Source organism: Mesorhizobium sp. EU05-FHT14A09, from assembly GCF_058790995.1.
This window is the reverse complement of record NZ_JBYTDF010000004.1, coordinates 516,979-543,457: the sequence shown is the minus strand read 5'-3', so window position 1 is coordinate 543,457 and position 26,479 is coordinate 516,979. Positions and strand designations below refer to the sequence as shown.

The following is a 26,479-nucleotide window of genomic DNA, read 5'->3' as shown; positions in this document are numbered from 1 at the left end:
GGCGCGACCGCGTCCCGACAAGGGGGCGAAAATTTTTTGCCGAGCTTGTAGCCGCCCGGCAATCAGTGCCCGGGCCGGCCCGTCTTGCCTGGGCGGCGCTTCTGCCTGGCCTTGTCGGCCGGATCCTCGTAGGAGCCGATGCCTGCGCGTTCGCGCACGATTGGTTTGACGTCTTCCGGCTTGGCTGGACGTGTACCTTCGACGGGTTTTTCCGTACGCCGCACCGTCATCTCGTCGAGCGCGTTCTTGCGGAACAGGGATTTGCCATCGTCCGGCGTGCCGTAGTCCGAGCCGTGGGCTTCAGCAGCGGTCTGCTTCTTGAACAGTGAACGCGAGATCGCGCCGGCCGGGGTCTCCTGGTCTGTGCCCGGGCCCATGTCGTCGATGGAGGGTTTCTGGAACAGCGGCTTCTTCACCGGCACCGCGCCATCGGCGCCCATCTCGTCGAGATGCGGCTTGCGGAACAGATTGGGCCGGGCTGCCTTTGCAGCTTCTTCGGCGGCCCGCGCTTCGTCGAGCTTGCGAAAGCGCTCCTGTTCCTCGGTCGTGCGATGCTTGGCGACACCTTTGTTGTGCTTGCCTTTCTCGCGGCCTGAGGCGGGGCTTTGGCCCTCCACTTCGCGCGCCAGCGGATCGTCGGAAATGGCGAGTTCCATTTCACGCAACCGCTTGATCTCGTCGCGGACTCGGGCGGCCTTTTCGAAGTCGAGATTGGCGGCGGCGTCGCGCATCTGCTTGTCGAGCGCTTCCAGATGGGCCTTGAGGTTGTTGCCCATCATGGCGCCGGCATTGTCTGTGAACTGCGAGATGTCGGCGCGGACGTGATCCTTCTCGTAGACCGAGTCCAGGATGTCGGCGATGCGCGACTTCACGCTTTCCGGAGTGATGCCATTGGCGGTGTTGTATTCCATCTGCTTTTCGCGGCGGCGATTGGTCTCCGCCATCGCACGTTCCATCGAGCCGGTGACGTTGTCGGCATACAGGATGACCTTGCCGTCGACGTTGCGCGCGGCGCGGCCGATGGTCTGGATCAGCGAGGTTTCCGAACGCAGGAAACCTTCCTTGTCGGCGTCGAGGATGGCGACGAAACCGCATTCCGGGATGTCGAGACCTTCACGCAGCAGGTTGATGCCGACCAGCACGTCGAAGGCACCGAGGCGCAGGTCGCGCAGGATCTCGATGCGCTCCAGCGTGTCGATGTCGGAATGCATGTAGCGGACGCGGATGCCGTTCTCGTGCAGATATTCGGTCAAATCCTCGGCCATGCGCTTGGTCAACACCGTCACCAGCGTGCGGTAGCCCTTGGCCGTAGTTTCGCGGATTTCGCCGACGACATCGTCGACCTGGCTCTTTGCCGGTCGCACTTCGACCGGCGGGTCGATCAGGCCGGTCGGGCGAATGACCTGCTCCGCGAAGACACCGCCCGACTGCTCCAACTCCCAGGAACCGGGCGTGGCCGAGACGCCGACGGTAAGCGGGCGCATGGCGTCCCACTCCTCAAAGCGCAGCGGCCGGTTGTCCATGCAGGAGGGCAGGCGGAAACCGTATTCGGCCAGCGTCGCCTTACGCCGAAAGTCGCCGCGATACATGCCGCCGATCTGAGGCACGGTGACGTGGCTTTCGTCGATAAAGACCAGCGCGTTGTCCGGGATGTATTCGAACAGCGTCGGCGGCGGATCGCCGGGATTGCGGCCGGTAAGGTAACGCGAATAGTTCTCGATGCCGGCGCAGGAGCCCGTCGCCTCCAGCATTTCGAGGTCAAAGCGTGTGCGCTGCTCCAGCCGCTGGGCTTCCAGCAGGCGCCCGGCCTTCTCGAGTTCGACGAGGCGATGCTGCAATTCTTCCTTGATCGACTTGATGGCCTGGTTGAGCGTCGGCCGCGGCGTCACATAGTGCGAATTGGCGTAAATCTTCACGCTCTTCAGGTCGCCGGTCTTGGTGCCGGTCAACGGGTCGAATTCGGTGATCGACTCGATCTCGTCGCCGAACATGGAGATGCGCCAGGCACGATCCTCAAGGTGGGCGGGGAAGATCTCGATCGTGTCGCCGCGCACGCGGAACGAGCCGCGCACGAAATTGGCGTCCTGGCGTTTGTATTGCTGTGCGACGAGGTCGGCAAGCAGCTGCCGCTGGTCGAGGCGGTCGCCGATCGTCATCTGGAAGGTCATCGCCGTATAGGTTTCGACCGAACCGATACCGTAGATGCAGGACACCGACGCTACGATGATGACGTCGTCGCGCTCGAGCAGCGAACGCGTGGCCGAGTGGCGCATGCGGTCGATCTGCTCGTTGATGGAGCTTTCCTTCTCGATAAAGGTGTCCGTGCGCGGAACGTAAGCCTCGGGCTGATAGTAATCGTAGTAGGAAACGAAATACTCGACCGCGTTCTCGGGGAAGAATTTCTTGAATTCGGCATAGAGCTGCGCCGCCAGCGTCTTGTTCGGTGCCAGGATCAGGGCAGGGCGCTGCGTCTCCTCGATGACCTTGGCCATGGTGAAGGTCTTGCCCGAGCCGGTGACGCCGAGCAGCACCTGGGTGCGATCCTCGTTGGCAACGCCCTCGACCAGATCCTTGATGGCCGTCGGCTGGTCGCCGGACGGCGTGAAATCAGTCTCCATCTTGATGGCGATGCCGCCTTCGGATTTCTCCGGACGTTCGGGGCGGTGCGGTGTCCACAGCACGCCGTTCTTGTGCAGCGGGTTGCCGCTCTCGATCAGGTCGGCCAGCGCCTGGACGGTCGCTGTGACGCCGGAATTGGACAGGAAGGCAGCGTCTTCGAGACTGATATCAAGGCCGGCGACCGGGTTGAGACCGGCGGCGGCCCGTTCCTTGGCGGAAGCGGCGCCGCCCATGGAGGTGCCGCGCGCGGTGCGGGTTGGGGCGGAACTCTTTTCCGGCACCTTCTTCGGCTTGGGGGCAGCCTTCTCGGCTTCCTTGGAGATCTGCTCGGCCCAATCCGCAATCGAACCGCTCAGCGGTGCGCCGGTGAACTCGGCCTGCTGCGTTTCCTCGAAGCCGCCGCCGCGATGCAACGGTTCCGAAGCGTCGAGGAAATCGGTGACGCCGTTGCCTCGCTTGCGCGGCTGGTTCTTTTCAGGGGATTTGGCCATGTCCCGAATATGGGAGGAGTCCTTGCAAATGGGAAGAGCCGAAACACTTCGGTCGGCCTTTCGATGGCGGTGGTCGCGGCGCTCCTGACATGAGGTTGTCAGGAGGTAGCGCGCAGGGGAAAACCGGGGGTGCAGCTTTCCGCACGAACTGGCCTCTCCTACCGCCAAGGCAGCCTGGCCCGGCACAGATGCTTCATCTGCTCCATTCGATAGGCGTGAAGCGACCCTATCTTGTTTCCATCGGGGACGGTGAGGGGCTGGACCCAACCCAATTTGGCTGGGGGCGGTCAGCTTCATTCTTCTGGGAGGAAGAACATCGTGACAAACCTGCAGGACGTCTATGTGCAATCCGATGCGCTCGGTGTGGCCGAGCTGGTGCAGCGTGGCGAAGTCTCTGCACTGGAAGTCGTCGAGACTGCGATCACGCTGATCGAGCAGCTCAATCCCAGACTCAACGCGGTCATCCATCGGCTCTACGACATGGGACGGGCGACGGCCGCCAAGGTCGACCGCAAGGCGCCGTTCGCCGGTGTTCCGTTCCTGGCCAAGGAGCTTGGCAGCGCGTGGCAGGGCGCGCCGCGAACAAACGCGTCCTCCTATATGAAGAACCTCGTCGCAGAGGCCGATTCCGTGACGGTGGGGCGCGCCAAGGCGGCGGGTCTCGTCCTGGTCGGCAAGTCGAACGCGCCTGAAAATGGCTGGTCGATCTCGACCGAGCCGAAGCTTCATGGCGCCACCATCAATCCCTGGAAGGAGGGCATCACCGCCGGTGGCTCCAGCGGCGGCACCGCCGCGGCGGTGGCATCCCGCATGGTGCAGATCAGCGAAGCCAGCGACGGGGCCGGTTCCATTCGTGTTCCCGCTTCCTGCTGCGGCATCGTCGGCCTGAAACCTTCGCGCGGTCGCGTCACGCTCGCTCCTGATGGCGACTTCTGGTATGGCGGCGCCTATTTCCTGTGCCATTCGCGCACGGTGCGCGACACCGCAGCCTATCTCGACGCGGTGGCGGGGGCGCTTCCGGGTGACGCCTATGTGCCACCCAGGGCGACGGAAAGCTGGCTGGAACTGTCGCGTCGTGCGCCGAAGCGGCTGCGCGTCGGCTACACGGTCACCTCCAACAATGGAACGCCTGTCGATCCCCAGGTGAGAGCCGCGGTGCTGGCCACGGCCAAGGCTCTGGAAAGTCTCGGGCATGATGTCGAAGAGCACGATATGGCGCTCGACGGCAATGATGCGTGGCGCACCTATTGCCATATGGGGCCGGTCGAGACGGCAGCGATGTTCGAAAATCTGGCCGAAGCCATCGGCCGGACCGTGACCCGGGACGATGTCGAGCCGATCACCTGGGCGATTATCGAGCGCGGCCGGTCGATCAGCGGCGTCGAGCATGTGCGTGATGTCGAGAAGCTGCGCCTGCTCAGCCGCGCGATCGCGCAGGACCTCTCACCCTACGACATCTATGTCACGCCGACTTTGACCCAGCTGCCTCGGCCGATGGGCTACTACGACATGTCGATGACGGATCTCGACCGTTACAACGCAAAATGGGCGGACGCCGGCTTTGCCTACCCGTTCAACATTTCCGGCCTGCCGGCGATCTCGCTGCCGCTCGGCTGGTCGCAGGAAGGCATTCCGATCGGTGTGCAGCTTGTCGGCCGCTATGGTGATGAGGCGGCAGTGCTCGCGGTCTCAAGCCAGCTCGAACAGGCAATGCCGTGGAAGGACAAGCGCCCGCCGATCAGCGCCTGAGACGACACGGCATCATCAAGACGTGGCGCGGTTCGATGACGCGCGAGGCGGTTGCGCCTTGTACCAATCGAGCCCCGCGACAGCGTGGTCGATCGCTGCGCGCACTTTGGGCGAAAGCTGGCGGGTCGCCGGGTAGATCGCAAACAGGTCGCGCGCTTGTGGCGACCAGCCGCCAGGGGTCAGGAGTTGCAGATTCGCTTGTTCGCGCAAGAACAGGCTCTCCGGCATGTAGCCAACACCCAGTCCGCGTTGTACCGCGATAGCAGCAAGCGGCAGGTCTTCGATGGTGGCACCGCGAAGGCGCGGGGTGAATTCAATGGTTTCACCGTTCCGCTCGAAATTCCAGATCGCCAGCGACGGCGTGATTACGCAGGGGATATCCGCCAGCCGTGCTGGATGATCCAGATCCATCACTTCGGGGTGCCGTTCGAAGAAGGACCGGCTCGTGCACAAGACATAGCGCACCGGCCAAAGCTTGCGCGCCTTATGAGGACTGTCGGGAAGAGGGCCGAACTGGAAGGCCAGATCGATTCCGTCCTCGACCAGGTCCGGCATCGTGTTGGTGAGCCTCAGATCGAGCATGAGTTCGGGGTGGGTGGCGGCGAACTCGAGAAGATAGGGACCGAACATTTCCGAGCAGGCGAAAAATGGTGCCGTCACGCGCAGTGAGCCACGCAGCCTGTCACTGCTCGCGGACAGAATGTTCGTAGCCGTCTCGATTTCGGCAACGGCGGCACTGCAGCGGTCGGCAAACGCCCGGCCGTCATCGGTCAACTGCACAGTCCGTGTCGTCCGGCGCAAGAGCTGAACACCAAGGCGTCCCTCAAGAGCACTGACCCGTCGGCTAACGGTGCTGACCGGCATCTGCAGTTTCCTGGCGGCCGACACGAAGCTGCCTTCCCCTGCAACACCGAGAAAGACGGCGATATCGTCATAACCGAGTGACATTATCCCACCATTGAAAATACCATTCTCAAATTGACATGATTGTTGCGATTATCAAGCCTGACTATCCATTACGGATCACCAGAAAGAGGAAACGGAAATGGACATAGGAGTTATCGGTGCTACCGGCGGGATCGGCCAGAGAGTCGTTGCGGAAGCCCTGGAGCGCGGTCATCGGGTGACGGCTTTCACCCGTGACGCCTCCCGTTTTCCGAGCGATACCAAGGGTGTGGTGTGGAAGACGATCGATGTCTTCGACACGAGCGAGCTTGCCAAGGCGATGCAAGGGCTGGATGTCGTGGTCAGCACCTATCAGCCGGGAAACGCTGCGCGAGATTTCAACGATACAGTGCAACGTTCGATCAGCGATCCGAGTGTTTACGCTGCCGCGGCCCGCTCCTTGCTTAAGGCAATGGAGGTGCGTCTGCGCTTGCGTCTGATTGTGGTGGGTGGCGCGGGCAGCCTTGAAATCTACCCGGGCGTAACGCGTGCCGATTCACCAGCAGAACTGCGCGCAAGCCTGGCGGAACTTGGGTTGCCGGAAGCCTATGAAGTTGCTGTGCGTGGTCACCGAGATGCCTTGAACGTCTATCGTCTGTCCAACCGGCTATGGACTTATCTCAGCCCGGCCGAACAGATTTTCCCAGGCGAGCGCACTGGACGGTTTCGCGTTGGCGGTGATCAGCCCGTGCTGGACGCAGACGGACAAAGTCGAATTTCCTTCGAGGATACGGCAGTGGCCATTCTGGACGAGATCGAGTTGCCACGACATATCCAGCGGCGGTTCACGATCGGCTATTAGAACCGGAACCACTCCGTGCGTAAGCTACGGGAATCGTCGCGATCGGCAAAAGCTCCATTCCTGACACATTTCCGACCTAGGTTCGGACCTCGCTGACGGCTGTCCGGTAGGGTTAAACCGCTGGTGCGGTTATATAACGAAAGCCTGAAATGAACCGTGATCAGGTTCCTATTGCGGTGCAACATAGCGGAACCTAATTTGCGACCGTCTTGGTGAGCGGCAGGGGCGAACAAAGACAGGCGCGTGTGGAAATCCATCTTGGATTGCCGCCGTGACCGGTTCCGATTGGAGTACGGTTTGGTACCGGCGGAGATCGCTCTGGAGCAATTCCGGCAGAGGTGCGCAGCGTCGTTGTGCCCGGAATTGTGGAAGAATAGAGAGTTGGAGCGGTTCCGCGTTTCCGTGAAAAATGGAAACGCTGTCGCGGCGATCCGCACATCCCCCTCGGATGCAGCGAGCGCCGTCGCATGAGCAGCATCACTGGACGCCTCGTCAAAGGAAGCATGTGGCTCAGCCTGTCCAGAGCGATCGTCAACGGCTTGGCGACGCTCTCGACCTTCGTGTTGGCCTGGTATCTGACGCCGGCCGATTTCGGCCTCGTCGCGCTGGCCACGACGATGCTGTTGATCGTCGACACGGTCACGCAGATTTCCCTCTCCGAAGCGCTCATCCGACACAAGGCTCCGGGTGAATCGCATTTCAGCGCGGCATGGACGCTGAACGCCTCGCGCGGCCTGCTGCTTGGGCTGCTGTTCGCGGGTTTCGCCTATCCGGCAGCGCTGCTGTTCAACGAGCCTCGGCTGACCGGCGTCATGCTGGCGCTTGGCGCTAGCATCTTCCTCGGCGGACTCGTCAACCCGCGCCGGATCATGTTGCAGCGCGACCTGATCTTCTGGCAGGAATTCGTGCTCGCTGTCTCGCAGAAGCTCACGGGGTTTGTCGCCGCGGTGGCGATCGCCATCATCTATCACAGCTACTGGGCGCTGGTGATCGGAACGCTGGTGAGCCAGGCCACCAATGTGGTGGTTTCCTACATGGTGCTGCCGTTCCGGCCGCGGGTCACCTTCCAGCATATGAAGGAGTTCTTCTCCTTTTCGGCCTGGCTCACCGCTGGCCAGATCGTGAACACGCTCAATTGGCGCTTCGATTACCTGCTCGTCGGCAAGATGCTCGGTGGCTCTGCGCTCGGTTACTATTCGCTGGGCAGCAATCTGGCGATGATGCCGACGCGTGAGGCGACCATGCCGCTCACGCAGACCATTTATCCGGGTTTCGCCAGCATCCGCCAGGATCCAGCACGGCTTGCTGCCGCCTACCAGCGTGTGCAGGCGCTGGTCGCGGCGATCGCGCTTCCCGCCGGCATCGGCGTTGCGGTGATCGCAGACCCGCTGGTTCGGCTGACGCTCGGCGAGAAATGGGCGCCGGTGATCTTCATCATCCAGGCGCTTGCCTCGGTCTTTGCCTTGCAGACCCTTGGTTCGCTGGTGCAGCCGCTCGGCATGGCCAAGGGTGAGACGCGGCTTCTGTTCATTCGCGACACCCAGATGCTGCTGGTGCGTGTCCCGGTGATGGTGCTCGGGCTGGTCATGGCCGGCCTGCCAGGCGTCATCATCGGCCGCGTTTTCACCGGGCTGTTCAGTGCGCTGGTCAACATGATCCTGGTGCGCCGTTTCATCGGGGTCAGCGTGTCGAAGCAGCTTTGGGCGAACGTACGAGCGCTTGCCAGCATCGCATTGATGGCCGCCGGCGTCGCTGTGGCGTCACACTATCTGGGCTACACCTCGGACAAGGTCGAGCTTGCCAAGCAACTGGCGGTTCTGGTGAGCCTTGGGGGCCTTTTGTACTGCGCTTCCACATTTGTGCTCTGGATCCTGATGGGACGGCCCGAAGGGCCTGAGACGGAGATCCAGAAAATCCTGGGCAAGATCTATTCGAAAGTCCGCCCCGCCTGACAAAACACGGCGGCTGAATGCGGCCGGCCAACAAGCCAGATGGAGACATCCATGACACCGAAATCAAACCTGGTCCTGATCAAGGAATTGCAGGACAGGATTCATGATTGCCTCAAGGACTATCTGTCGGTGGACGCGCCGATGGCGATCCTCGACTTTCCGGACATCCGCAACTGCGGTGATTCCGCGATCTGGCTGGGTGAGATGGCCTATTTGAAGGATCGCTACGGCGGCAAGCGGCCGGCCTATGTCTCGCGCATCGATGATTTTTCGGCGGAAGAGCTGGAGCAGGCGATGCCGAGCGGACCGATCTTCATCCATGGCGGTGGCAATTTCGGCGATATCTGGGTTGCGCACCAGGATTTCCGCGAGCGGATCCTCGAGCGTTTTCCGAACCGCCAGATCATCCAGTTTCCGCAGTCGATCCACTACGCATCGCCCGAGCGTATCGCGGAGAGCGCGCGCGCCATCGCGCGGCACCGGAATTTCGTGCTGCTGGTGCGTGATGAAGAGTCCAGGGAGTTCGCCGAAAAACATTTCGACTGCCAGGTTCGCCTCTGCCCGGACATGGCTTTCGCCATTGGCGCCATAAAACCGGCTGCCGCCGAGTTTCCAGTCCTGGCCATGCTGCGCTCCGACAAGGAGAAGGCCGGCGATGCCGATCTCTCGGCCTATGGCGATATTCCGGTCGAGGACTGGACAAGCGAATCCGCACGAAGCGTGCGCGTTTCCAAGGCGCTCGGCGCGGCATCCGGCTTGCTGACGCTGAAACCCGGCGAGGTGCGACTGCGCAAGCTCGACGCGGCGGCGCACAACCGCTTCCAGCGTGGCATCCGCCAGATCTCGCGTGGGCAGGCGATCGTCACCGACCGCCTGCATGTCCATATCTGCTCGCTGCTGATCGGCCGCCCGCACGCGGTGCTGGACAACAGCTATGGCAAGGTGCGGCGTTTCATGAACGCCTTCTCGGGTGGAACCGATCTCTCCTACAAGGCAACGTCGCTCGACGATGGCATCGCGTGGGCGCGCAGCCGGGCCGGGCAGAGGATCGCCGCATGAGGTCGCCGGTTTCGCAAGGAGGCGCGCTGCAATGAGCCTCGTCACTTTCATCATTCCCGTCCGTCACCAAGACAACGCCCGCGACTGGGCGCAGCTCAAGGCAAATCTCACCCAGACCGTCGCGTCGATCTCCAACCAGAGCCATGGTGACTGGCGAGGGATCATCGTGGCCAATGAAGGGGCGGATCTGCCGGATCTGCCGCAAGGCTTCAGCGTCGTGCGCGTGACCTTCCCGCCAAACGTCCTGCACGAGATCGACAAGGCCAACCGAGAGGATGTCTATGACGCCTTCCGCGCGGACAAGGGGCGACGGGTGTTGATGGGCATGCTGGCCGCGCGCGACAGCGGCTTCTTCATGATTGTCGATGACGATGATTTCGTCAGCGCCCGCATCGTCGAACATGTGGCTGAAAACCAGGACGCCAACGGCTGGACAATCGACAAAGGCTACATCTGGGACGATGGCGGCAAGATCCTGCTCGGATATGACGACTTCAGCCATCTGTGCGGAACCTCGCTCATCATCCGTGCGGCACTCTACGGCCTGCCCGAGCGTTTCGAGGACGCGTCACTGGACTGGATCAAATCGATGCTTGGCAGCCACGTCCGTATTGCCGACATCCTGGCCGGAAATGGCACGCCGCTGGCGCCGCTGCCGTTCCGCGGTGCCGTCTATCGTGTGGGGCACGCCGGCTCGCACAGCAAGGCCCCCAGCCTGTTGGTCAAGTATTTCCTGAGCTGGGAAGCGCTGAGGCGGCCACGGCGCCTGCTGCGCAACGTGGGCAAGCTTCGGCTGATCGACAACGGGGCAAGGCGGGAGTTCTTCGGCCAGGCCGCCTAGCGCCTCAGCGCCACTTCACCCGTCGCGGTGGAGTGTATAAACCGGGGCAAACAAATCCGGGCTGCGCGTGTCGAACTATCCGCTCTCCTATAAGCTCTCCTGGCTGCCGCGATTCCTGAAGCCGTCGCTGGAAGGTGATGCGGGGCATTTCGGGCCCGCAGCAGCCGACATACTATCCCCTCGATTGGACAGAAATGTGCGGCTCGCCTTTATCGGCGATATCTCGGCCGTCGCTTCCAGACGTGCTCCGCTGTGCGATGCCGCACTGATGGCGCTGCTGGGATCCGCCGATCTCGTGGTCGGCAATTGCGAGAGCCCGATCGTCAGGCGGGTGCGAGCCAGGTTCGGCACGTGGATCGGAACACATCACGCGATGGAAGAGGCTTTCCTCGTCGATGCCCTGTCAGCGCTCGGCATCCGGCATGACCGGCTGGTGCTGTCGCTCGCCAACAACCACATGCTCGACCAGGGCGTCGAAGGGTTCGAGGAAACGGTCGACACGCTGCGACGTCTCGGCATCCAAACCATCGGTACCGCGCATGGCGGCCCCGTGCAGCGGGTCACCGCAGGTGGCCTCACCATCGGCTTCGCCGCCTTCACCGCATGGCGAAACGCAGCCGAGCAACTGTTCTCTGGTCGTGTGTCGCTTGAAGCCGACCCGGAACGCTGGCCCCCCGGTAGCTTGGGAGATGTGGATCTTTTATGCGCGGTGCCGCACTGGGGCTGGGAATTCCGGCATTTCCCGCAGTCGGAAACGGTCGCGCAGGCGCGGCGGCTGGTTGAATACGGTTTCGGCCTGATTGTCGGACATCATGCCCATGTCCTGCAGCCGGTGGATCTCATCGGCCAGGTACCTGTTGCTTATGGATTGGGCGACTTCCTGGGCACAGCGCTGGCGCGTCAGCCCTGGCCGGGGCGCATCGGCGGGATTTTCATCGTCGATATAAGCATCGAACCAGCGAGCCTTGGCAAGGTCGCTGCGTACCGGATGCATCCGTTCATGCGCCTGCGTGACGGCGATCGCGAGCGTCTGATGGCAGTGGCGGACCTTGCTGGGCCGCTGCGTGGGCGTGTCGAAGCGCGGCTCGAGCGAGTCCTCGGCATCAGCCGGACTGATCAGCAGTCGAAACCGTAATTGGTGCGGTAGAACGCGACGTCTTCCTTCGGCATCTGCTTGAACATGGCACAGACCGTGAAGCTGCCGACCTGATGACCGTCTCGGGTGTATCCCCAGTCGGAGATGTCTTCGCGCCCGAACTGGATGGTCTGGCCGGCGACCACGTTGCTGACGGCTTGCGGCTCATTCGCCAGCGTGCCTTCGAAGCCCTTCTCGGTACGGCGGAAGGGGATGACCCAGAAATGCTCGACCGCATCACCGTCGCGAACCATGACCTTCAGCTTATAGCCATCCGTGCCTGCCGCTGGCGCCTCGGCCAGTTTCAGGAAATCATCGAGGCCGGCGCGTGCCTGTTTGATAGCGGCGGTCATATCGGGATCGTCGCGCGCGACATTGACAACCTTGTCGTCGCCCTCGGCACTGGCGCTCAGTGGGATCGCGACAAGCAACAGCAGCAGAGCCAGACGTTGGAACAAGGCCATGGGCAACCCTCGCCGGTTGGGAAATGCAGTGCCTGATTGCGTGTCGGCTCAGCCGTAACGCAACTTCATGGCGACGATGGCGCCGACCAGCATGAATGTGAAGGCGTTGGCCAGGATAACCGGCCAGGAGCCGATCAGGAGACCGTAGAGCGCCCACAGCAGAATGCCGAAGGCAAGGAAGCCGGTGGTGGCGAGCGAGATATCGCCGGCGCGGCGCTCGCGGGCGATCTTGGCGACTTGCGGAATCCAGCCAACCGTCGTGATGAAGGCAGCGACCGCGCCGATGATTTCGATCGAGGGGTGCAAGACGTCAACTTTCAGAAAGGTCGGCTGGGAGCGCCGATTGAACCGGTCCAATATGCCAGAATGCGCGATTCTTGGGAAGAGTGGCGCGAACTGGACCAAAGAAGAATTGGACCTCATGGCGGTGTATCGAGGTAAAAATCTCCTCGATGCCGGCCTTTTGTCTTAACAGGCTGAAAGAAAACAGAAATCGGCATCTCATCGCTCAGCTGCAGGTTTTTGGGAACCGTCGGCGATACCGGGCTGTGATGCTACGGACGTTTTCCATCCAGGATGCGAAGCGCTTCCTTTCATTACGAAAAATCGGCTGGATCTTGTTGCGGGAGAGGGCGAAGCGCGCTCGAAGGCGCAATTGTGGCTGAAACAAGCCTATGATTTCATTTAACAAAGTCATTCAATGTGATTTGGTCGCCGCGTCTTGAGCTCCTTAGTTTTGGATGTTCCGCCGTTTGCGCTGGGGGCCTGCGCAATTGCCCGGGACGCTTCCGATCCCAAAAACGGAGCTTTGACCCATGAATAAAACCACCAAGACGATCCTTGCGGCGGCCTCAGTCGCCTTGTTCGGGCTAGTCGGTTCAGCCTATGCGGCGACGGTGCAGGGCACGATCAAGTCGATCGACCCGGACACCAAGTCGTTCACGCTGGACGATGGCAAGATCTATCAGCTTCCGGCCGAGTCGACGGTCGACAAGCTTCACGTCGGCATCAAGGTGGCGGTGACTGTCGACGACAAGACAGGCATTGTCACATCGATCGTCAAGTCGTCCTGAACCGCGACGATAGACGCCCCTTTTCAATTCGCGAACCATTGAAGGAGAGCCGGCCGGCAGGCCGGCTTTCCCGCGTCGGGGCGACGACTGACCTCTTGAGCGTCCTATGGCCTTTGCACGAGGCCCGCGCTATCGATTTCGAAATGAGGGGGGCGGCATGGCCGAGCAAGGCATGGGAAATCGGCAGGGCGGCTGGCGACCGACGCGGCGCTTGCTGCTCGGAGCTGCGGTGCTCGGTGGTGCCGTCGCATGGGGTGGGAACACGGTCGCACGGCTGATGCGCAACCCTTCCTCGGCAAAAGACGCCGGGCGTATCGCCGACGCAGATGGTCACACGCTGGCCCTCAAGCCGCTGGAAAATGCGCCCACCCAGGATGCCAGCCTGACCTGGCTGAGCAAGGGCGGTACGATGAACGACGCCAGTGGGCTGTCGCGCACACCCGTCTATGGCGTCGTCGACGTGCGCGACGAAGAGGATGTTGCGCAGGCTCTGAGCTTTGCGCGTGCCAACGGCTTGAAGGTTTCGATGGCGGCGGTGCGGCACTCGATGGGCGGTCATGCCTTCGACGATAACGCGCTCGTCCTCGACATGCGCAAGTTCAATGCTGTCTCGGTCGACGCCGGGGCAAAGACGATGACCGTGCAACCCGGCGCCACCTGGCATGACATCCAGAATATCCTGCATCCGCGGTTTGCGGTGAAGGCCATGCAATCGACCGACATCTTTTCCGTCGGCGGGTCGATATCGGTCAATGCGCATGGCATGGACCATCAGGCCGGCTCGGTTGCCGGCTCGATCCGCTCATTGCGCGTCATGCTGGCCGACGGCTCGGTGCTGACGTGCTCGGCTTCGGAAAATGTCGACCTGTTCCGCCATGTCGTCGGCGGCTATGGGCTGTTCGGAGTGATGCTGGAGGCAACACTCGACATCGTCGACAACGCCATCTACCGGACGGCGCGCGAGATCATAAAATCGGAGGAATTTCCGCGCTTTTTCAGCGAAGTCCTCAAACCTAACCGCGAGATCGGGCTGTTCTACGGCCATCTTTCGACAGCGCCGGGAAATTTCCTCGAAGACATGATCGTCTATCGCTACGAGAAGGTGGCTGAACAGGCACCTGGCGATCAGCCGCCGATCGGCGAACCCGGTGCGGTCGGTGTCAAACGCCTGATCATGAACCTGGCGAAAAAAGGCGCCCCGTTCCAGGAGTTGAAATGGTTCACTGAAAAAACGCTGGAGCCTCGCTTCGAAAGCTGCACGGTGACACGGACGGCGGCGATGGGCGAGGGCGAAGCCTGCCTGGTGACCCGCAACAACCCAATGCATGATTCCGTGCCATATCTGTTCAACGATCTGGCCGGCGAAACTGACATCCTGCACGAATATTTCGTGCCGCGCGCTGCCTACAACGACTATGTCGCCGAGGTCCGTACGATCCTGCGTAACCAGCCCCTGCCGGTGTTGAACGCGTCGGTGCGCGTGGTGCACAGGGAAGACATTGCATTGAATTATGCGCCGCAGGCTGCGTTCTCGCTGGTGCTCTACATCAACCAGCCGACCTCCGAAGAGGGCAACGCACTCATGCGGCAACTGACGCGCGCACTGATCGACGTGACCATCCGATATGGTGGTCGTTTCTTCCTGCCTTACCAACTGCACTATACCGGCGCGCAATTGCTGGCTTCCTATCCGGAACTACCGCTCTTTTTGGCGCGCAAGCGCAGCTACGATCCGGAAGAACTGTTCTCTTCGACCTTCTACCGGGCTTTGAAGGCACTCAGCGCATGACCCCGAAAATCGGAATCGATTTCGGAAAGGATCATGCGCCAAATCAAAGTGTTAGAGCGTCCTTTGCGCGTCCAAAAGGACGCGCGGCGCTCCAGCCCAACAACCTGATGAAGTGGAGGAACGGGATGCGATACGGCGTGACGATGGCAGTGCTCGTTGCTGTCACGCTTTTTTCTCTGCCCGCGAGTTCGGAGGATCTCAAGGCCTTCAAACTCACCGTCGACGGCGTCTCCGTCGATATTGATCCGAGTGAGGATGCGACAGTGACCTTGCCGAATGGCGACAAGGTCCGCGTCAGGCTGGAGCGCAACGCATTTGCGACCTTCAGCAGCAACAGCTTCTCCTTCGTGCATCCGAGCGCCGTGACGGTGACGAAGACCAATCTCTCCAAGGGGATCGACCAGCATCTGATGGCCTCTGCGGTCGGCTCGATGGTCATCGTGCAGGAATATTCCGACATGAACCCGGTGATGCTTAACCAGCTCATGCTGCAGGAGATCACCAAGGAGCCGGTGCGCGCTGGCGGAAAGCTCCTGCAAAAGGCCGGTTCACGAAAGCTCACCGACGGCAAGGTGCTGAAGGGGCTGACAGCGACGGTGACGTCCCGTAGCGATCGGGTTGCCTATGAAGTGATGAGCTATGGAACGCCGGACCAGGGAGTGGTCGTGATCACCAGCCTGGACGACGACAACGCCGCCGCCGACCGGCCGATGATCGATCGGTTCTGGCAGAGTCTGAAGCTTCGCATGGGAGAGTAGGCGAAGGCCTTACCAGCCGCCTTGCAGTTGCGCCGAAAGCCAGCCGGCGGAGCGTTTCAAGACCATGGCAGTGTTCGAAAGAGTCCGGTCCAGACTGGTCTTGACCAGCGTGTAACCACTCTCTGTCCGGTAGAGAATTGCGTCGCCACCCGCGGTGATTTCAGCGACCGGGACTGGACGCGGACCGACCGGCTTTTCAGGCCGCTGCAGGCCAAGCGCTGCGATTTCATCGTCGAGCGGGGCCAATGCCGCCTGCGGCGGTGCCGTCGAGACAGTCATGGCGGTTTGCGGTTGGACGGTGCGGCATATGCCGGAGACCACCGGGTAACTGAAACCCTTGCGATGGCGCAGCATCTGGTCCTTCATCGCAGCTTCGCAATCGGCGATGTTCGACCATTTGGCCGGCGTTTCGCCGATATACTCGCAAAGCTTGGCGTCGCAGTCGCATCCCACGATGGTCATGGCGACAAGTGCGGTCTTGATCACGGTCTGGCCCCTCGAAATCAGAGGCAAGATCGCTCAGCATCACGGCAGGATTTCGCTGCGATTGTGAAATCAGCGTGGCGAACGGATCAATAATCGTAGACGTGCTCCAGCCTGGCGCCATTCTTGATGAGCGCCGGAATGACCGTGTGGAGCTTGCGCACCGCAACGGTGAAGCCGGTGCGGCGCAAGGCGGGGGCGGCCGGCAGTGGATAGGCGAAGAGCTCGCGCGCGCCTTCTGGGGCGGCAACCGGGCTGTTTGACAGGACCGTGGCCATGATCTCGTCATTGCCGCCGATCTCGACGAAGGAAACGCCCTTTTCGATCAGACGCGGGATCATCTCCGTGAAAACCTGGTAGCGCTTGGTGACGAAGACGGCACCGTCGGCGCCATGATCGCGCTCCAGCAAGGTGTCAGCCTCACCGCGTGTCGCTTCGCCGACAGGTCCTTTGGCCCAGACATGGATGTCGAGCAGGGCTGGATCCGAGGTTGCGGCGAGCGCCTGCTTGATCAGATCCGCATAGCTCTGCTTGATGGTGTCGGCGAGACCGAAGGCAAGCTTGCGTTCGGCTGGTCGCACTACGCCGTCATTTGCGGCAGGCTCGACGTCAAACAGACCCGCGCGTTTTTCCGCATAGGGAAACTGGTACCACGGCACCTGGTCGAGGAAGGCGGCATACTCTGCCGCGACCTTGGCCTGATAGTTGTCGGCCGCCGTGCGGTGGCCGCCGACCACTTCCGTGACGCGGCCAACGGTGTTCTCATAGACCCACTGGATTCCGTGCTCGATCGTGTGGCTGGTACCGATGACGGCCAGCATCTGGTGGTTCTGCCAGTTGAACGGGTAGGCGGAACTGGCGCGGATCACCATCGCGTAATCCTGCCAGAAGCGGCCGATATAGGACCAATATGGAAAGCCGCTCGGCGGGTTCTCTTTCACATAGCCGGCATATTCGCGAGCGGCATAGACGATCGCCCATTCCGGGTAGGTGAGGAAGGTCGATTCTTCGGGCCGCTGGTAGCCGGGAATCTCGGCGCGGATCCTGTTGGCCTGTTCCCCGGTCGGCGCGCCTTCGGCAATGCCGGGCAGCGGCGCGGTGTCGAGGTTCGAAGTGGTCAGCCAGCCATAGGTGAGGCCGAGGATCGGGATGAGCAGGATGATGACGATCAGCCAGACGATCGTCTTCAGGATGCGTTTCAACCAACGCAGCACGATCATGGGTCAAGCTGTCGCGAAATGATCATGTACCCGCCTGGCAAGCCGGAAGCCGATATAGACGGCAATGCCGCCGATCACGATATGCGGCAGGTTGGCGAAGAAGCGCGCCGGGAATTCGATGTCGTTGAGGGAACGGAAGCCGTTGATGAAGATGCCGCCGTCGAGGCAGCCGGAGCCGGTGACGAGGCCGAGGAGGCCATCGAACAGGTAAACCGAGCCGAACAGCTTGAAGTAAAACACCGACTGGCGATGCGAGATGAAGGCTGCAACCGCGGCCCAGACGCCCGAGAAGCCGTGCAGCAGGTCATCATACCACTGCAGGGAGAAGAGACCGAAAAGATAGCCATTGGCGTCGTTGAAGGCAGGAACATAACCGATCGCCACGACGGCGAAGAACAGCACGGCATAGGCCAGGGCGAGTTTCTGGATCAGCGTCATGGAAGGTCCCTCTCCTCGAATGACAGGGGGACGATAGCCGATTCCGTTTCCATGTGCAGCCATGGCTTGTCGGGCGGTGCAACGACGGCGTGAGGTAACCAACGCGGAGGGGCAAAAACAGTTGGCGCCGGGATCTCTCCCAGCGCCTCCCTGTCAGACCAGGACCGTTCAGCGGCGGCAATATCCGAAGAAGATTGCACCTGTCGGCCTTGATTTTGACGACCCGTCCGTCCGCCTCCCCAAAGGACTGCGTCCATTCCGGATCACGTCGGTCTCGCCCTTGCGGGTTTCGGTCGACGTGCCATCGAAGGTCTTGCCCGGCCTTCATGGCTCGCATCGGTCCGCCGTTGGCGTTCGCACGCTTTCCGCGGCCCCGCACATCGCGGCTCTCGACTTCGCAACGAGCAAGCCCGTTGCTGATCTGCGCAGTGCAGGCCTCAGGAGTTCCGCGTGGTTGCCGTTGTCTTTCGACCGTTCAATCCGTGGCCGCCTGAGATGATTTAACCATACGCCCGATCATCGGTGTGCGGAACCATGGTCGGCCTGTGAATACCGGGGTTATCGGGAATAACGTGTGGTAAAAGGGGTTTTTTCGGGTAAACGGGACGGTTTTGCCCAAGTCGCGAATTTGCGTGCAACCGCCTCCGTGCTTGCCGAGTTCTGCGTGCGGCGTTTTCATACGGATAGGACCACCGCAAAGGGAGAGGCGGGTGAAGGTCGGCATCATTCTCAATCCCATTGCCGGTGACGGTCGGCTGAAGCGCGACTGGGCAGATGTCGCCAGCGCGCTCGAACGACATCTCGGTCGTTTCGAAATGCGTGAAACGCAGGCGGAAGGCGATGCAGAGCGCTTGGCAATCGAGTTTGCGGTCGAGGGGTATGATCTGCTCATCGCCGCTGGCGGCGATGGAACTGCTTCCGAAACTGCCGATGGCCTGCTTCAGGCGGCACGGGAGGGGTATGATCGTGCCGCACTCGGTCTGCTTGCATGCGGTACAGGATCGGATTTCGCGCGCGGGCTCGGCTTGCCGGACGATGTCGACGGCGTGCTCGAGCGGATCGCCGCTTGCGAGATACGAATGATCGATGTCGGGCGCATCTCCTACATCAACGATCACGGCGCCCTAGCCAGCCGGCATTTCATCAACATCGCCAGCCTCGGCCTGTCCGGTCATGTCGATCGCGCTGTGAATGCGGACAGGCGCAAAGGACGCATCCCCGCAAAAGCCCTGTTTTTGTGGCGAACGGTCACGGAGTTCTTCAACTACCACTTCGACGATGTCGTGATCACAATCGACGACGGCGAACCGATCGCGGGACGCGTCGCGTTGGTAGCGATTGCCAACGGTCCCTTCTTCGGTGGCGGCATGATGATTGCACCGGACGCCTCGCTGGACGACGGACAGTTCGACATCGTCATCCTGCACGCCGGGGGCAAGATCGCCCTCATGCGTGACATCCGCCTGCTCTACACCGGAGGCCATCGCAACCACCCGGCGGTCACTATCCTGCGTGGCAGGAAGGTCCTGGTCGAGCCGGCGGGTGGTGCGTTCGAAAACAGTGCGTTGATCGATATAGACGGCGAAGCGCCGGGCCGCGCTCCCGCCGAGTTCGAGATCATGCCCGGCGCCTTGAAGCTGAAGTGCTGATTAAAGCGCTTCGCGTCTTGAGTCAGCAGCCTGTCGAGCCGATTCCAGAGACTTCAGCAAGCTGCTGAAATGATTGGGTTCTCTGTTGGATGCTGTGTCGATCTTACGGAAACAACGGGTCTTGTGCCATTTCGAGATGCAGCTGCTTGCCACTCCAGGGGTGTGCCTCGCAGACTGCTTCGTCGAGTTCGACGCCGAGGCCGGGTTCTTTCGATGGGATGACCCAGCCGTCCTGCCATTCGATCTTTTTCTTGAGCAGGGTGGCGTGGAAACCGTCCCATTGCTTCAGGGATTCCAGGATGAGGAAGTTCGGCAGCGTCGCGGCGATCTGGATGTTGGCAGCGCCTACGATCGGACCGCAATAGCAATGCGGTGCGATCTGGATGTGATAGGCCTCCGCCATCGCCGCGATCTTCTTGGTTTCGAGGATGCCACCGGAGCGGCCGAGGTCCGGCTGCAGGATGGTAGCGGCGCGGTTCTCGATGACACGCGCGAATTCGAACTTGGTGGTCAGGCGTTCGCCGGTGGCGATTGGGATCGAGGTGCCACGCGCCACCTGCGCCATCACTTCCGGCATGTCCGGCGGTACCGGCTCCTCGAACCACAGCGGGTCATAGGGCTCGATGGCGCGGGCTATACGCAGGGCACCCGAAGCGGTGAATTGGCCGTGCGTGCCAAACAGGATGTCGGCCCGGGTGCCGACCGCTTCGCGGATCGCCTTGATCATGCGGGCTGAGAGGTCGATGTCGACAAGACGTGGCTGATGACCGTCAAAGGCGGTGTAGGGGCCGGCAGGATCGAGCTTCACGGCATTGAAGCCTTGCTCGACATAAAGTGCGGCGCATTCGGCGGCGAGGTCGGGATCGTTGTAGACGTTGCGTCCGCGAGCGTCCTCCGAATGGACGCTGCCTTCATGCGGGTAGAGGTAGGTGTAGGAACGCAGCTTTTCATGCACTTGGCCGCCGAGCAGCTTGTAGACCGGTTGGCCGGCTTCCTTGCCGATGATGTCCCAGCAGGCCATTTCAAGAGCCGAGAAACAGCCCATGCCGGACACGTCGGGTCTTTGGGTGAAACCCGAGGAATAGCAGCGGCGGAAGAAACTCTCGATATCGTGTGGGTCGCGGCCGACCAGATAACGTTCGGCCATGTCCTCAATCATGCGGGCCGTGACGTGCCCGGAGAAGGTGGCGTTGTAGGCCTCGCCATAGCCGACCACATTGGCATCGGTCGTCAGCTTGACGAAGATGAAATACTTGCCGCCGATGCCAGGTGGCGGATTGCCGACGACCCAGGTCTTCACATCGGTGATTTTCATCGATTGTCCTCCAGAACCATTTCAGCGCCCTTCCACCCCGTCATGATCGAGGCGGCGTTGGTGTTGCCGGCGATGTTGTCGGGAAAGATCGACGCGTCGATGACGCGCAGACCGCCAAGGCCATGGACCTTGAGGCGTGGGTCGACGACCGCGCGAGCAGGGTCCGACCCCATGCGGCATGTTGATACGGGGTGATAGACCGTGCCGGAGCGCTTCCTGAAATCCTGAATCAGGTCAGCGTCGGAAGCGATTGAAGGCCCAGGCAAAACCTCTTCCGCGATCACGTCGGCGAGCGCCGGCTGTGCCGCGATCCGACGCAGGAACTTCACGGCGTCGAGCATCTCCGACACGTCTTCGTTGGTCGAGAAGGCGTTGGGGCTGATCCTGGGATGATCGAGCGCATCCTTCGAGCGGATCATGATTTCGCCGCGGCTGGAGGGGCGGCAGTTGGACAGGCCGATGGAAAAGCCTGGCCATGGGTCAGGCGAAAGGATCGGCCGCTCGCCGGGTTTCGGCAGCACGGTGGAAAAGGCCTGGAAGTAGAGCTGCATGTTCGGGCGGGGCTGGCCGGGATCCGTGCGGAAGAAACCACCGCCCTGGTTCATCGACATCGACAGCGGTCCGGAGCGCAGTACGAGGTAATGCAGGCCGACCAGAAGCTTGCCCCACCATGGCCGCAGGACCTGATTGAGGGTCGGCCATCTGGCCTTCCAGGTGTAGTTGATGCCTTGGTGGTCCTGCAGATTGCGACCGACATTGTCCGACTGCTGAACGAGCGGAATATCGAGGTCGGACAACAGGTCGGCTGGCCCTACGCCGGAAAGCTGCAGCAGCTGCGGCGAGTTGATCGAGCCGCCGGACAGGATCACCTCGCGGCCGGCGCGTGCCGTTCTGGTCTCGCCGTTCTGGACATATTCGATGCCGGTCGCACGCCTGCCTTCGAAGAGGATTTTCGTCGCCAGGGCTCTCATTTCGACACGGACATTATCGCGTTTCATCGCCGGGCGAAGAAAACCTCGCGCCGTCGACATGCGGCGACCGTTCTTGGTCGTGATCTGGTAGATGCCGGCGCCTTCCTGGCTTGCGCCGTTGAAGTCGTCATTGGCGTGCAGGCCGGCCTGTTCGGCAGCCTCCAGGAAGCGGATCGTCAGCCGATGGACCCGCGCCCGATTGTCGGTAATGTGGATCGGGCCGCCGCGACCGCGCCATTGATCGGCACCTGCCTCATTATCCTCGATTGCCTTGAAGACCGGAAGCACGTCGTCATAACCCCAGCCCGGGTTGCCGGCGGCTGCCCAGGCGTCGAAATCTTCGCGGGCGCCGCGGATCCAGACCATGGCGTTGATCGAGCTCGATCCACCCAGAATCTTGCCGCGAGGCCAATGATCGACATTGCCGGCAAGACCGGGGTCAGGCTCGGTCTTGTAGTTCCAGTTCACGGCAGGGTCGAAAAAGGTCTTGCCGTAACCCAGCGGCATCTGCACGAAGAAGCGATTGTCGCCGCCGCCAGCTTCCAGCACGAGCACGGAAAAACGTCCGGACGCCGAAAGTTTCTCCGCCACGACCGAGCCGGCCGAGCCGGATCCGACGACGATAAAATCATAAGTCTGCATGGCGAATGGCGGTACCCAGTCTGCTTTTGACCAAGACTAGCTGTCGCATTCGTCGCCATCACCGGCACTTCCGGCATGCGGTGTGAGAAAAACGACCACAGCGGCAGGCTGTTCGTTTCCCGCAAGGGCGGTGTGTCTGAGCGTCGGCGTTGACGCTTTCCCGTCGCGCGGCTACGGCATCATGACATTCTGGCTCAAGGGATCTTCGCATGGTGCACTACGCAGATGGAAAACCGAATGGCGACCTGACGCTGCGGACACTGGCGATGCCTTCGGATGCCAATGCGGCCGGCGATATTTTCGGAGGCTGGGTCATGGCGCAGATGGACTTGGCCTGCGGTATCCGTGCAGCCGAGCGGGCCAAGGGCAGGGTGGTGACCGCCGCCGTGAAGGAGATGTCCTTTGCCAAACCGATGAAGATCGGCGACACGCTTTGCATCTATACGGTCGTGGAGCGCGTCGGCCGTACCTCGATGACGCTGAAGGTCGAAGCCTGGGCGCAGCGCTACCTCTCGGACCTGATGGAGATGGTTACGCATGCCGACTTCGTCATGGTCGCGCTTGACGGTGAAGGCAAGCCGAAGGCCGTGCCTGCCGAATGATCCCGTGGTGCAATTCCAGGAAAAGCGTGTAGCGGTTTCCGTCCGGAATTGCGTAAAAACAAAAAGATAATGCGTCAGGCCGCTGCCTTGACGCCGTCGAAACGGGCGCGGGCTGCGCTGACCCGGCCTGCATTGGCGATGGCCCACTCAGCCAGTCCCTTGACTGGAATCAGCAACTCGCGGCCGAGATCGGTCAGCTCGTAGTCGACCCGAGGGGGAATGGTCGGAAACACGGTGCGTGTGACGAAGCCGTCGCGCTCGAGGCTGCGCAACGTCGTCGTCAGCATCTTCTGGGAGATGTTGCCGATGCAATGCTTCAGCTCGTTGAAGCGCTGCGGGCCTTCGCCCAGATTCTGCACGACCAGCAACGACCATTTGTCGCCGATGCGTTGCAGGATATCGCTGACTGCCAGGCAGTCGCCAGTGACATGCGGGTGCCTCGGTTTCAAAAAAGTGCCTCCTTGCCAAGCGAGTTGACAGTATCAGATATAGCGTCGGTATCCAAATGATACTCCAAGTTTGCCCTTACAAGGAGCCTCCGATGTCAAAACCCAAGATCGCCGTCGTGATCGGTTCGACGCGCGCAACCCGCTTCGCCGATGTGCCGGCGGAGTGGATTGCCAAACTTGCCGCCAAGCACAGCGAGTGGGAAGTCGAACTTGTCGACCTGCGCGATTTCCCGATGCCGTTCTTCGATGAAGCCGCATCCTCGCTGTGGGCGCCGTCCAGGAACGAGATCGCCCAGCGCTGGCAGAAGAAGGTCGATGAATTCGATGCCTTCATCTTCACGGCCAGCGAGTACACGCATGGACCGAGTGCCGTCCTGAAAAACGCGCTCGATTACGCCTACACCGAATGGAACAAGAAGCCGGTCGGTTTCGTCGGCTACGGTGGCGTCGGCGGAGCCCGTGCGATCGAACAGTTGCGCCTGCATGCCATCGAACTGCAGATGGTGCCTGTGCGCACCGCGGTTCATATCGTTTGGGCTGACTACATGGCCATCAAGGGCGGCACCAAGCTGTCGGAACTCGAGCACATCAACCAGGCAGCGGAAGACATGCTCAATCAGCTGTCCTGGTATACGCATGCACTGAAGGCAGCCCGCGATGCCGATCTCGCGACGGCCGACGTGGAAGCTGCCTGAGACAACTTATCGACGAAAGGCAGCCTGCTGCCTTTCGTCCCGCGGCTTGGATCAGCGAGCCATCCCCTGCTGTCCGCCGCCAAGCCGCGTCGCGATGACTTTGTCGATGCGGCGGCCATCGAGGTCGACCACTTCGAAGCGCCAGCCTTGCGCATCGACGGTCTCGCCGGTGGTGGGCAGATGCGCAAGATGCGACAGGAGGTAACCGGCAACGGTTTCGTAGTCGCGGTCTTCGGGCAGGCCGAAGCCGAGCAGATCGGCCATCTCGTCGGCAGGCATATAGCCAGCGAGCAGCCAGGAGCCGTCCTCACGCTGGACGGCGCTCTCTTCCTCGTCACCGGCATCGAGGTCGGATCGGAACACGCCGGTGATCGCTTCCAGAATATCAGCCGGCGTGACGATGCCCTCGAAATGGCCGTACTCGTCATGGACGAGCGCCATCGGCACTTCGGATTCACGCAAGGTTGCAAGCACGTCCAGAGCGTCGGCCTGATCGTGCACGATGGGCGCGGTCTTGACGTGTTTGCGTGGGTCGAGCGCGCGGCCCGCGAGCAAGGCCGCCAGGACATCTCTCGTCTGCACGACGCCAATCATCGCATCGACACTTTCGCCCGCCGGCAGGCGCGAATGCTGGGTTTCCATCAGCAGCTTGCGGATCGCGGCGTCATCAACCTGCAGGTTGATCCAGTCGACATCGGTGCGCGGCGTCATGACGGCGCGCACGGCGCGGTCGCCAAGGCGCATCACGCCGGCGATCATGCGGCGCTCGTCCGACTCGATCGTGCCATGGTGCTCGGCTTCGGCGACAAGCATCTTGATCTCTTCGTCGGTGACCTTTTCCTCGCTTTCACCGCGGAAACCGAGCAGCCACAGGACGGCGCGGCCGGAAATATCGAGGACGAAGACGATCGGCGCCGCGATCTTGGCAAGCACCGCCATGAAAGGCGCTGCGCGCGAAGCGACGCGCTCGGGATCGCGCAGCGCGATCTGCTTTGGCACCAATTCGCCGACGATCAGCGATGCGTAGGTGATGATCGCCACCACGATGCCAACGCCGACAGGATTGGCGAAACGCGGGCCGACACCGGAATCGGCCAGGAAATCCGCGAGCCGTTCGCCCAGTGTGGCGCCCGAAAAGGCGCCGGAAAGAATGCCGACCAGCGTGATGCCGATCTGCACCGAAGACAGGAATTTGCCTGGATTGGCGCCGAGTTCCAGCGCACGCGCTGCACCACTGACATTGCGGTCGATCATCGCCTTGAGCCTTGCCGGACGGGCAGAGACAATGGCGAGTTCGGACATTGCCAAAAGGCCGTTCACGCAGATGAGAGCGACCACGATAGCGATTTCAGCGTAAAGCATGCGCGCTCAATAGCATTGCGCCTGCCACTTCGAAAAGCGGCGGCAGGCGTTTTGTCCAAGGCGTATTGAACTTTGATGGTGCATGCGCTGCTCTAACGGCAGGCGCGATAGCCGTTCCTGCGGTTCTTGATGTCGAAATGGAAGTGGTTGCGGTGATCGTAGTTATAGCCGGGGCCGAGCACGGTGGTGAAGTAGTCGCAGCCGTCCGATCGTACCGAATCAAGGAAACCGCTGGTGCGGAAGGCGAACCAGCCGGGCTTGCGTACGTCGATGTCCTCACCGTTGTTGAGCTCGATGCTCATCACATCGAGCGCGTTGCCCTTGCCGTGTTCGGATAGTACGCCTTCGCCGGCGATCCTGCGGCAGGAATAGCTCGATCCCTGGCGGATCGTCTTCACGCCCGAGAGATAACGCCAGCGTGCGGTCGGTACCAGTTCTCGCCTGGTCCAGGCGGCAAACGTCGCGGCCATGTTGCAGGTCAGCGTTGCCGCCGGCTTCATCTGGACGCTGCCGATCGCGGTGACCTTGACCGGATGTGCAATGCCGCACTGTCCCTCACGGATCGGGGAAAGATCGGCGTAGGCGACATCGAGCCGCTTCAGTTCGTTGCGGCAGTCTATTTCTTCCGAGGACAGCTGCTCCACGGGCGACATCGGTTCGTCCATGCGCGGATAGGCTGCCGTCATGTAGGGGTTGGACGGCACCAGGGTTTGCATGCCGGACAATTCTGGTGCGGCAGGCGCCATTCTCGGTACCGCAGACGTCGTCGTGCCGACATCGACGGCGGGCTTCAGTTCGAAGACATCGCCGGTCGTGCAGGCGGCGACCGTCGCCAGAATGCTCAGTGCAGCAAGCCGTCTTGTCGCGGCCCATGGCTCGCGCCTGGGTCGCCCGGCGATAAAAGTTACTCCGGCCATCGTTCTTCCCGTCCCTCGGGCAAGCCCCTCGAGCCAAGGCCGTTTTACGCCTCAAGGGT

The 26,479-nt window shown here is 61.6% G+C and carries 24 protein-coding genes; 12 read left to right on the top strand and 12 right to left on the bottom strand.

The genetic code is table 11. The annotated features are described in order from the left end of the window. Positions 1-62 precede the first annotated feature (62 nt). Positions 63-3,110 (bottom strand): excinuclease ABC subunit UvrB, encoded by a 3,048-nt coding sequence (gene uvrB / locus AC3WTO_RS17605; RefSeq protein WP_492462036.1) that lies wholly within the window; start codon positions 3,108-3,110, stop codon positions 63-65. A 318-nt stretch (positions 3,111-3,428) separates the two neighbouring features. Between uvrB and AC3WTO_RS17600 the strand changes: the two genes are divergently transcribed. Beyond that, the gene (locus AC3WTO_RS17600; RefSeq protein WP_492462035.1) at positions 3,429-4,859 is read left to right on the top strand and encodes an amidase; all 1,431 of its coding nucleotides are present in this window, start codon (positions 3,429-3,431) and stop codon (positions 4,857-4,859) included. A 15-nt stretch (positions 4,860-4,874) separates the two neighbouring features. Here the strand turns inward: AC3WTO_RS17600 and AC3WTO_RS17595 are convergent, their stop codons facing one another. Continuing rightward, positions 4,875-5,807, bottom strand: coding sequence for a LysR family transcriptional regulator (locus AC3WTO_RS17595; protein ID WP_492462034.1), 933 nt, complete (start codon positions 5,805-5,807; stop codon positions 4,875-4,877). 97 nt (positions 5,808-5,904) lie between these two features. On the opposite strand from AC3WTO_RS17595, the gene AC3WTO_RS17590 reads away from it, so the two are divergent. The 5 genes from AC3WTO_RS17590 to AC3WTO_RS17570 all read left to right on the top strand — a co-directional run bounded on the left by AC3WTO_RS17590 (position 5,905) and on the right by AC3WTO_RS17570 (position 11,593). Beyond that, complete coding sequence (locus AC3WTO_RS17590) at positions 5,905-6,606, top strand: NAD(P)-dependent oxidoreductase (protein ID WP_492462033.1); 702 nt, start codon at positions 5,905-5,907, stop codon at positions 6,604-6,606. Positions 6,607-7,073: 467 nt separating this feature from the next. Beyond that, positions 7,074-8,558, top strand: a complete 1,485-nt coding sequence (locus tag AC3WTO_RS17585; protein WP_492462032.1) for a lipopolysaccharide biosynthesis protein — start codon at positions 7,074-7,076, stop codon at positions 8,556-8,558. A 51-nt stretch (positions 8,559-8,609) separates the two neighbouring features. Further along, a complete protein-coding gene (locus AC3WTO_RS17580; protein ID WP_492462031.1) occupies positions 8,610-9,617 on the top strand; it encodes a polysaccharide pyruvyl transferase family protein in 1,008 nt (335 codons plus the stop codon). A 31-nt stretch (positions 9,618-9,648) separates the two neighbouring features. Next, entirely contained in the window at positions 9,649-10,458 is an 810-nt protein-coding gene (locus AC3WTO_RS17575) for a galactosyl transferase (RefSeq protein WP_492462030.1), read from the top strand. A 196-nt stretch (positions 10,459-10,654) separates the two neighbouring features. Then, positions 10,655-11,593 (top strand): CapA family protein, encoded by a 939-nt coding sequence (locus AC3WTO_RS17570; protein WP_492462029.1) that lies wholly within the window; start codon positions 10,655-10,657, stop codon positions 11,591-11,593. Here the strand turns inward: AC3WTO_RS17570 and AC3WTO_RS17565 are convergent. Continuing rightward, positions 11,575-12,057: a YegJ family protein gene (locus AC3WTO_RS17565; protein ID WP_492462028.1), complete on the bottom strand. Its 483-nt coding sequence runs from the start codon at positions 12,055-12,057 to the stop codon at positions 11,575-11,577. The two genes, AC3WTO_RS17570 and AC3WTO_RS17565, sit on opposite strands and share 19 nt — an antisense overlap. Before the next feature lie 48 nt (positions 12,058-12,105). Next, a complete protein-coding gene (locus tag AC3WTO_RS17560) occupies positions 12,106-12,363 on the bottom strand; it encodes a SemiSWEET family sugar transporter (protein ID WP_492462027.1) in 258 nt (85 codons plus the stop codon). Positions 12,364-12,872: 509 nt separating this feature from the next. Between AC3WTO_RS17560 and AC3WTO_RS17555 the strand changes: the two genes are divergently transcribed. The 3 genes from AC3WTO_RS17555 to AC3WTO_RS17545 all read left to right on the top strand — a co-directional run bounded on the left by AC3WTO_RS17555 (position 12,873) and on the right by AC3WTO_RS17545 (position 15,677). Then, the gene (locus tag AC3WTO_RS17555; RefSeq protein ID WP_492462026.1) at positions 12,873-13,130 is read left to right on the top strand and encodes a DUF1344 domain-containing protein; all 258 of its coding nucleotides are present in this window, start codon (positions 12,873-12,875) and stop codon (positions 13,128-13,130) included. Between the two features lie 157 nt (positions 13,131-13,287). Beyond that, entirely contained in the window at positions 13,288-14,919 is a 1,632-nt protein-coding gene (locus tag AC3WTO_RS17550) for an FAD-binding oxidoreductase (protein ID WP_492462025.1), read from the top strand. Beyond that, positions 14,916-15,677, top strand: coding sequence for a hypothetical protein (locus AC3WTO_RS17545; protein WP_492462024.1), 762 nt, complete (start codon positions 14,916-14,918; stop codon positions 15,675-15,677). Before AC3WTO_RS17550 ends, AC3WTO_RS17545 begins: the two co-directional genes overlap by 4 nt. A 9-nt stretch (positions 15,678-15,686) precedes the next feature. Here the strand turns inward: AC3WTO_RS17545 and AC3WTO_RS17540 are convergent, their stop codons facing one another. The 3 genes from AC3WTO_RS17540 to AC3WTO_RS17530 all read right to left on the bottom strand — a co-directional run bounded on the left by AC3WTO_RS17540 (position 15,687) and on the right by AC3WTO_RS17530 (position 17,818). Continuing rightward, on the bottom strand, positions 15,687-16,163 hold the full coding sequence (locus AC3WTO_RS17540; RefSeq protein ID WP_492462023.1) for a hypothetical protein: 477 nt from the start codon (positions 16,161-16,163) through the stop codon (positions 15,687-15,689). 86 nt (positions 16,164-16,249) lie between these two features. Next, a complete protein-coding gene (locus tag AC3WTO_RS17535) occupies positions 16,250-17,380 on the bottom strand; it encodes a hypothetical protein (protein WP_492462022.1) in 1,131 nt (376 codons plus the stop codon). A gap of 3 nt (positions 17,381-17,383) precedes the next feature. Then, on the bottom strand, positions 17,384-17,818 hold the full coding sequence (locus AC3WTO_RS17530; protein WP_492462021.1) for a hypothetical protein: 435 nt from the start codon (positions 17,816-17,818) through the stop codon (positions 17,384-17,386). Positions 17,819-18,528: 710 nt separating this feature from the next. Here AC3WTO_RS17530 and AC3WTO_RS17525 point away from each other — a divergent pair. Then, positions 18,529-19,467: a diacylglycerol/lipid kinase family protein gene (locus AC3WTO_RS17525; protein WP_492462020.1), complete on the top strand. Its 939-nt coding sequence runs from the start codon at positions 18,529-18,531 to the stop codon at positions 19,465-19,467. Between the two features lie 103 nt (positions 19,468-19,570). Here the strand turns inward: AC3WTO_RS17525 and AC3WTO_RS17520 are convergent, their stop codons facing one another. Further along, positions 19,571-20,782, bottom strand: coding sequence for a mandelate racemase/muconate lactonizing enzyme family protein (locus tag AC3WTO_RS17520; RefSeq protein ID WP_492462019.1), 1,212 nt, complete (start codon positions 20,780-20,782; stop codon positions 19,571-19,573). Continuing rightward, complete coding sequence (locus AC3WTO_RS17515; RefSeq protein ID WP_492462018.1) at positions 20,779-22,395, bottom strand: GMC family oxidoreductase; 1,617 nt, start codon at positions 22,393-22,395, stop codon at positions 20,779-20,781. Before AC3WTO_RS17515 ends, AC3WTO_RS17520 begins: the two co-directional genes overlap by 4 nt. Before the next feature lie 209 nt (positions 22,396-22,604). Between AC3WTO_RS17515 and AC3WTO_RS17510 the strand changes: the two genes are divergently transcribed. After that, entirely contained in the window at positions 22,605-22,997 is a 393-nt protein-coding gene (locus AC3WTO_RS17510) for an acyl-CoA thioesterase (protein WP_448116860.1), read from the top strand. Between the two features lie 74 nt (positions 22,998-23,071). On the opposite strand, the gene AC3WTO_RS17505 is transcribed toward AC3WTO_RS17510, so the two are convergent. After that, positions 23,072-23,446, bottom strand: a complete 375-nt coding sequence (locus AC3WTO_RS17505; RefSeq protein WP_144224843.1) for a winged helix-turn-helix transcriptional regulator — start codon at positions 23,444-23,446, stop codon at positions 23,072-23,074. A gap of 92 nt (positions 23,447-23,538) precedes the next feature. On the opposite strand from AC3WTO_RS17505, the gene AC3WTO_RS17500 reads away from it, so the two are divergent. Continuing rightward, positions 23,539-24,141, top strand: coding sequence for an NADPH-dependent FMN reductase (locus AC3WTO_RS17500; RefSeq protein WP_492462017.1), 603 nt, complete (start codon positions 23,539-23,541; stop codon positions 24,139-24,141). A gap of 51 nt (positions 24,142-24,192) precedes the next feature. Here the strand turns inward: AC3WTO_RS17500 and AC3WTO_RS17495 are convergent, their stop codons facing one another. Continuing rightward, positions 24,193-25,503, bottom strand: coding sequence for a hemolysin family protein (locus AC3WTO_RS17495; RefSeq protein ID WP_492462016.1), 1,311 nt, complete (start codon positions 25,501-25,503; stop codon positions 24,193-24,195). A gap of 92 nt (positions 25,504-25,595) precedes the next feature. Next, a complete protein-coding gene (locus tag AC3WTO_RS17490) occupies positions 25,596-26,420 on the bottom strand; it encodes an extensin-like domain-containing protein (protein ID WP_492462015.1) in 825 nt (274 codons plus the stop codon). Between the last annotated feature and the right edge of the window lie 59 nt (positions 26,421-26,479).

What these genes read in the sequence shown, in the direction of transcription:
- AC3WTO_RS17545 (WP_492462024.1), top strand. Translation starts at nt 14,916, where the DNA reads ATGACCCCGAAAATCGGAATCGATTTCGGAAAGGATCATGCGCCAAAT.
- AC3WTO_RS17550 (WP_492462025.1), top strand. Translation starts at nt 13,288, where the DNA reads ATGGCCGAGCAAGGCATGGGAAATCGGCAGGGCGGCTGGCGACCGACG.
- AC3WTO_RS17510 (WP_448116860.1), top strand. Translation starts at nt 22,605, where the DNA reads ATGGTGCACTACGCAGATGGAAAACCGAATGGCGACCTGACGCTGCGG.
- uvrB (WP_492462036.1), bottom strand. Translation starts at nt 3,110, where the DNA reads ATGGCCAAATCCCCTGAAAAGAACCAGCCGCGCAAGCGAGGCAACGGC.
- AC3WTO_RS17520 (WP_492462019.1), bottom strand. Translation starts at nt 20,782, where the DNA reads ATGAAAATCACCGATGTGAAGACCTGGGTCGTCGGCAATCCGCCACCT.
- AC3WTO_RS17580 (WP_492462031.1), top strand. Translation starts at nt 8,610, where the DNA reads ATGACACCGAAATCAAACCTGGTCCTGATCAAGGAATTGCAGGACAGG.
- AC3WTO_RS17500 (WP_492462017.1), top strand. Translation starts at nt 23,539, where the DNA reads ATGTCAAAACCCAAGATCGCCGTCGTGATCGGTTCGACGCGCGCAACC.
- AC3WTO_RS17495 (WP_492462016.1), bottom strand. Translation starts at nt 25,503, where the DNA reads ATGCTTTACGCTGAAATCGCTATCGTGGTCGCTCTCATCTGCGTGAAC.
- AC3WTO_RS17555 (WP_492462026.1), top strand. Translation starts at nt 12,873, where the DNA reads ATGAATAAAACCACCAAGACGATCCTTGCGGCGGCCTCAGTCGCCTTG.
- AC3WTO_RS17590 (WP_492462033.1), top strand. Translation starts at nt 5,905, where the DNA reads ATGGACATAGGAGTTATCGGTGCTACCGGCGGGATCGGCCAGAGAGTC.
- AC3WTO_RS17530 (WP_492462021.1), bottom strand. Translation starts at nt 17,818, where the DNA reads ATGACGCTGATCCAGAAACTCGCCCTGGCCTATGCCGTGCTGTTCTTC.
- AC3WTO_RS17575 (WP_492462030.1), top strand. Translation starts at nt 9,649, where the DNA reads ATGAGCCTCGTCACTTTCATCATTCCCGTCCGTCACCAAGACAACGCC.
- AC3WTO_RS17585 (WP_492462032.1), top strand. Translation starts at nt 7,074, where the DNA reads ATGAGCAGCATCACTGGACGCCTCGTCAAAGGAAGCATGTGGCTCAGC.
- AC3WTO_RS17490 (WP_492462015.1), bottom strand. Translation starts at nt 26,420, where the DNA reads ATGGCCGGAGTAACTTTTATCGCCGGGCGACCCAGGCGCGAGCCATGG.
- AC3WTO_RS17535 (WP_492462022.1), bottom strand. Translation starts at nt 17,380, where the DNA reads ATGATCGTGCTGCGTTGGTTGAAACGCATCCTGAAGACGATCGTCTGG.
- AC3WTO_RS17595 (WP_492462034.1), bottom strand. Translation starts at nt 5,807, where the DNA reads ATGTCACTCGGTTATGACGATATCGCCGTCTTTCTCGGTGTTGCAGGG.
- AC3WTO_RS17515 (WP_492462018.1), bottom strand. Translation starts at nt 22,395, where the DNA reads ATGCAGACTTATGATTTTATCGTCGTCGGATCCGGCTCGGCCGGCTCG.
- AC3WTO_RS17565 (WP_492462028.1), bottom strand. Translation starts at nt 12,057, where the DNA reads ATGGCCTTGTTCCAACGTCTGGCTCTGCTGCTGTTGCTTGTCGCGATC.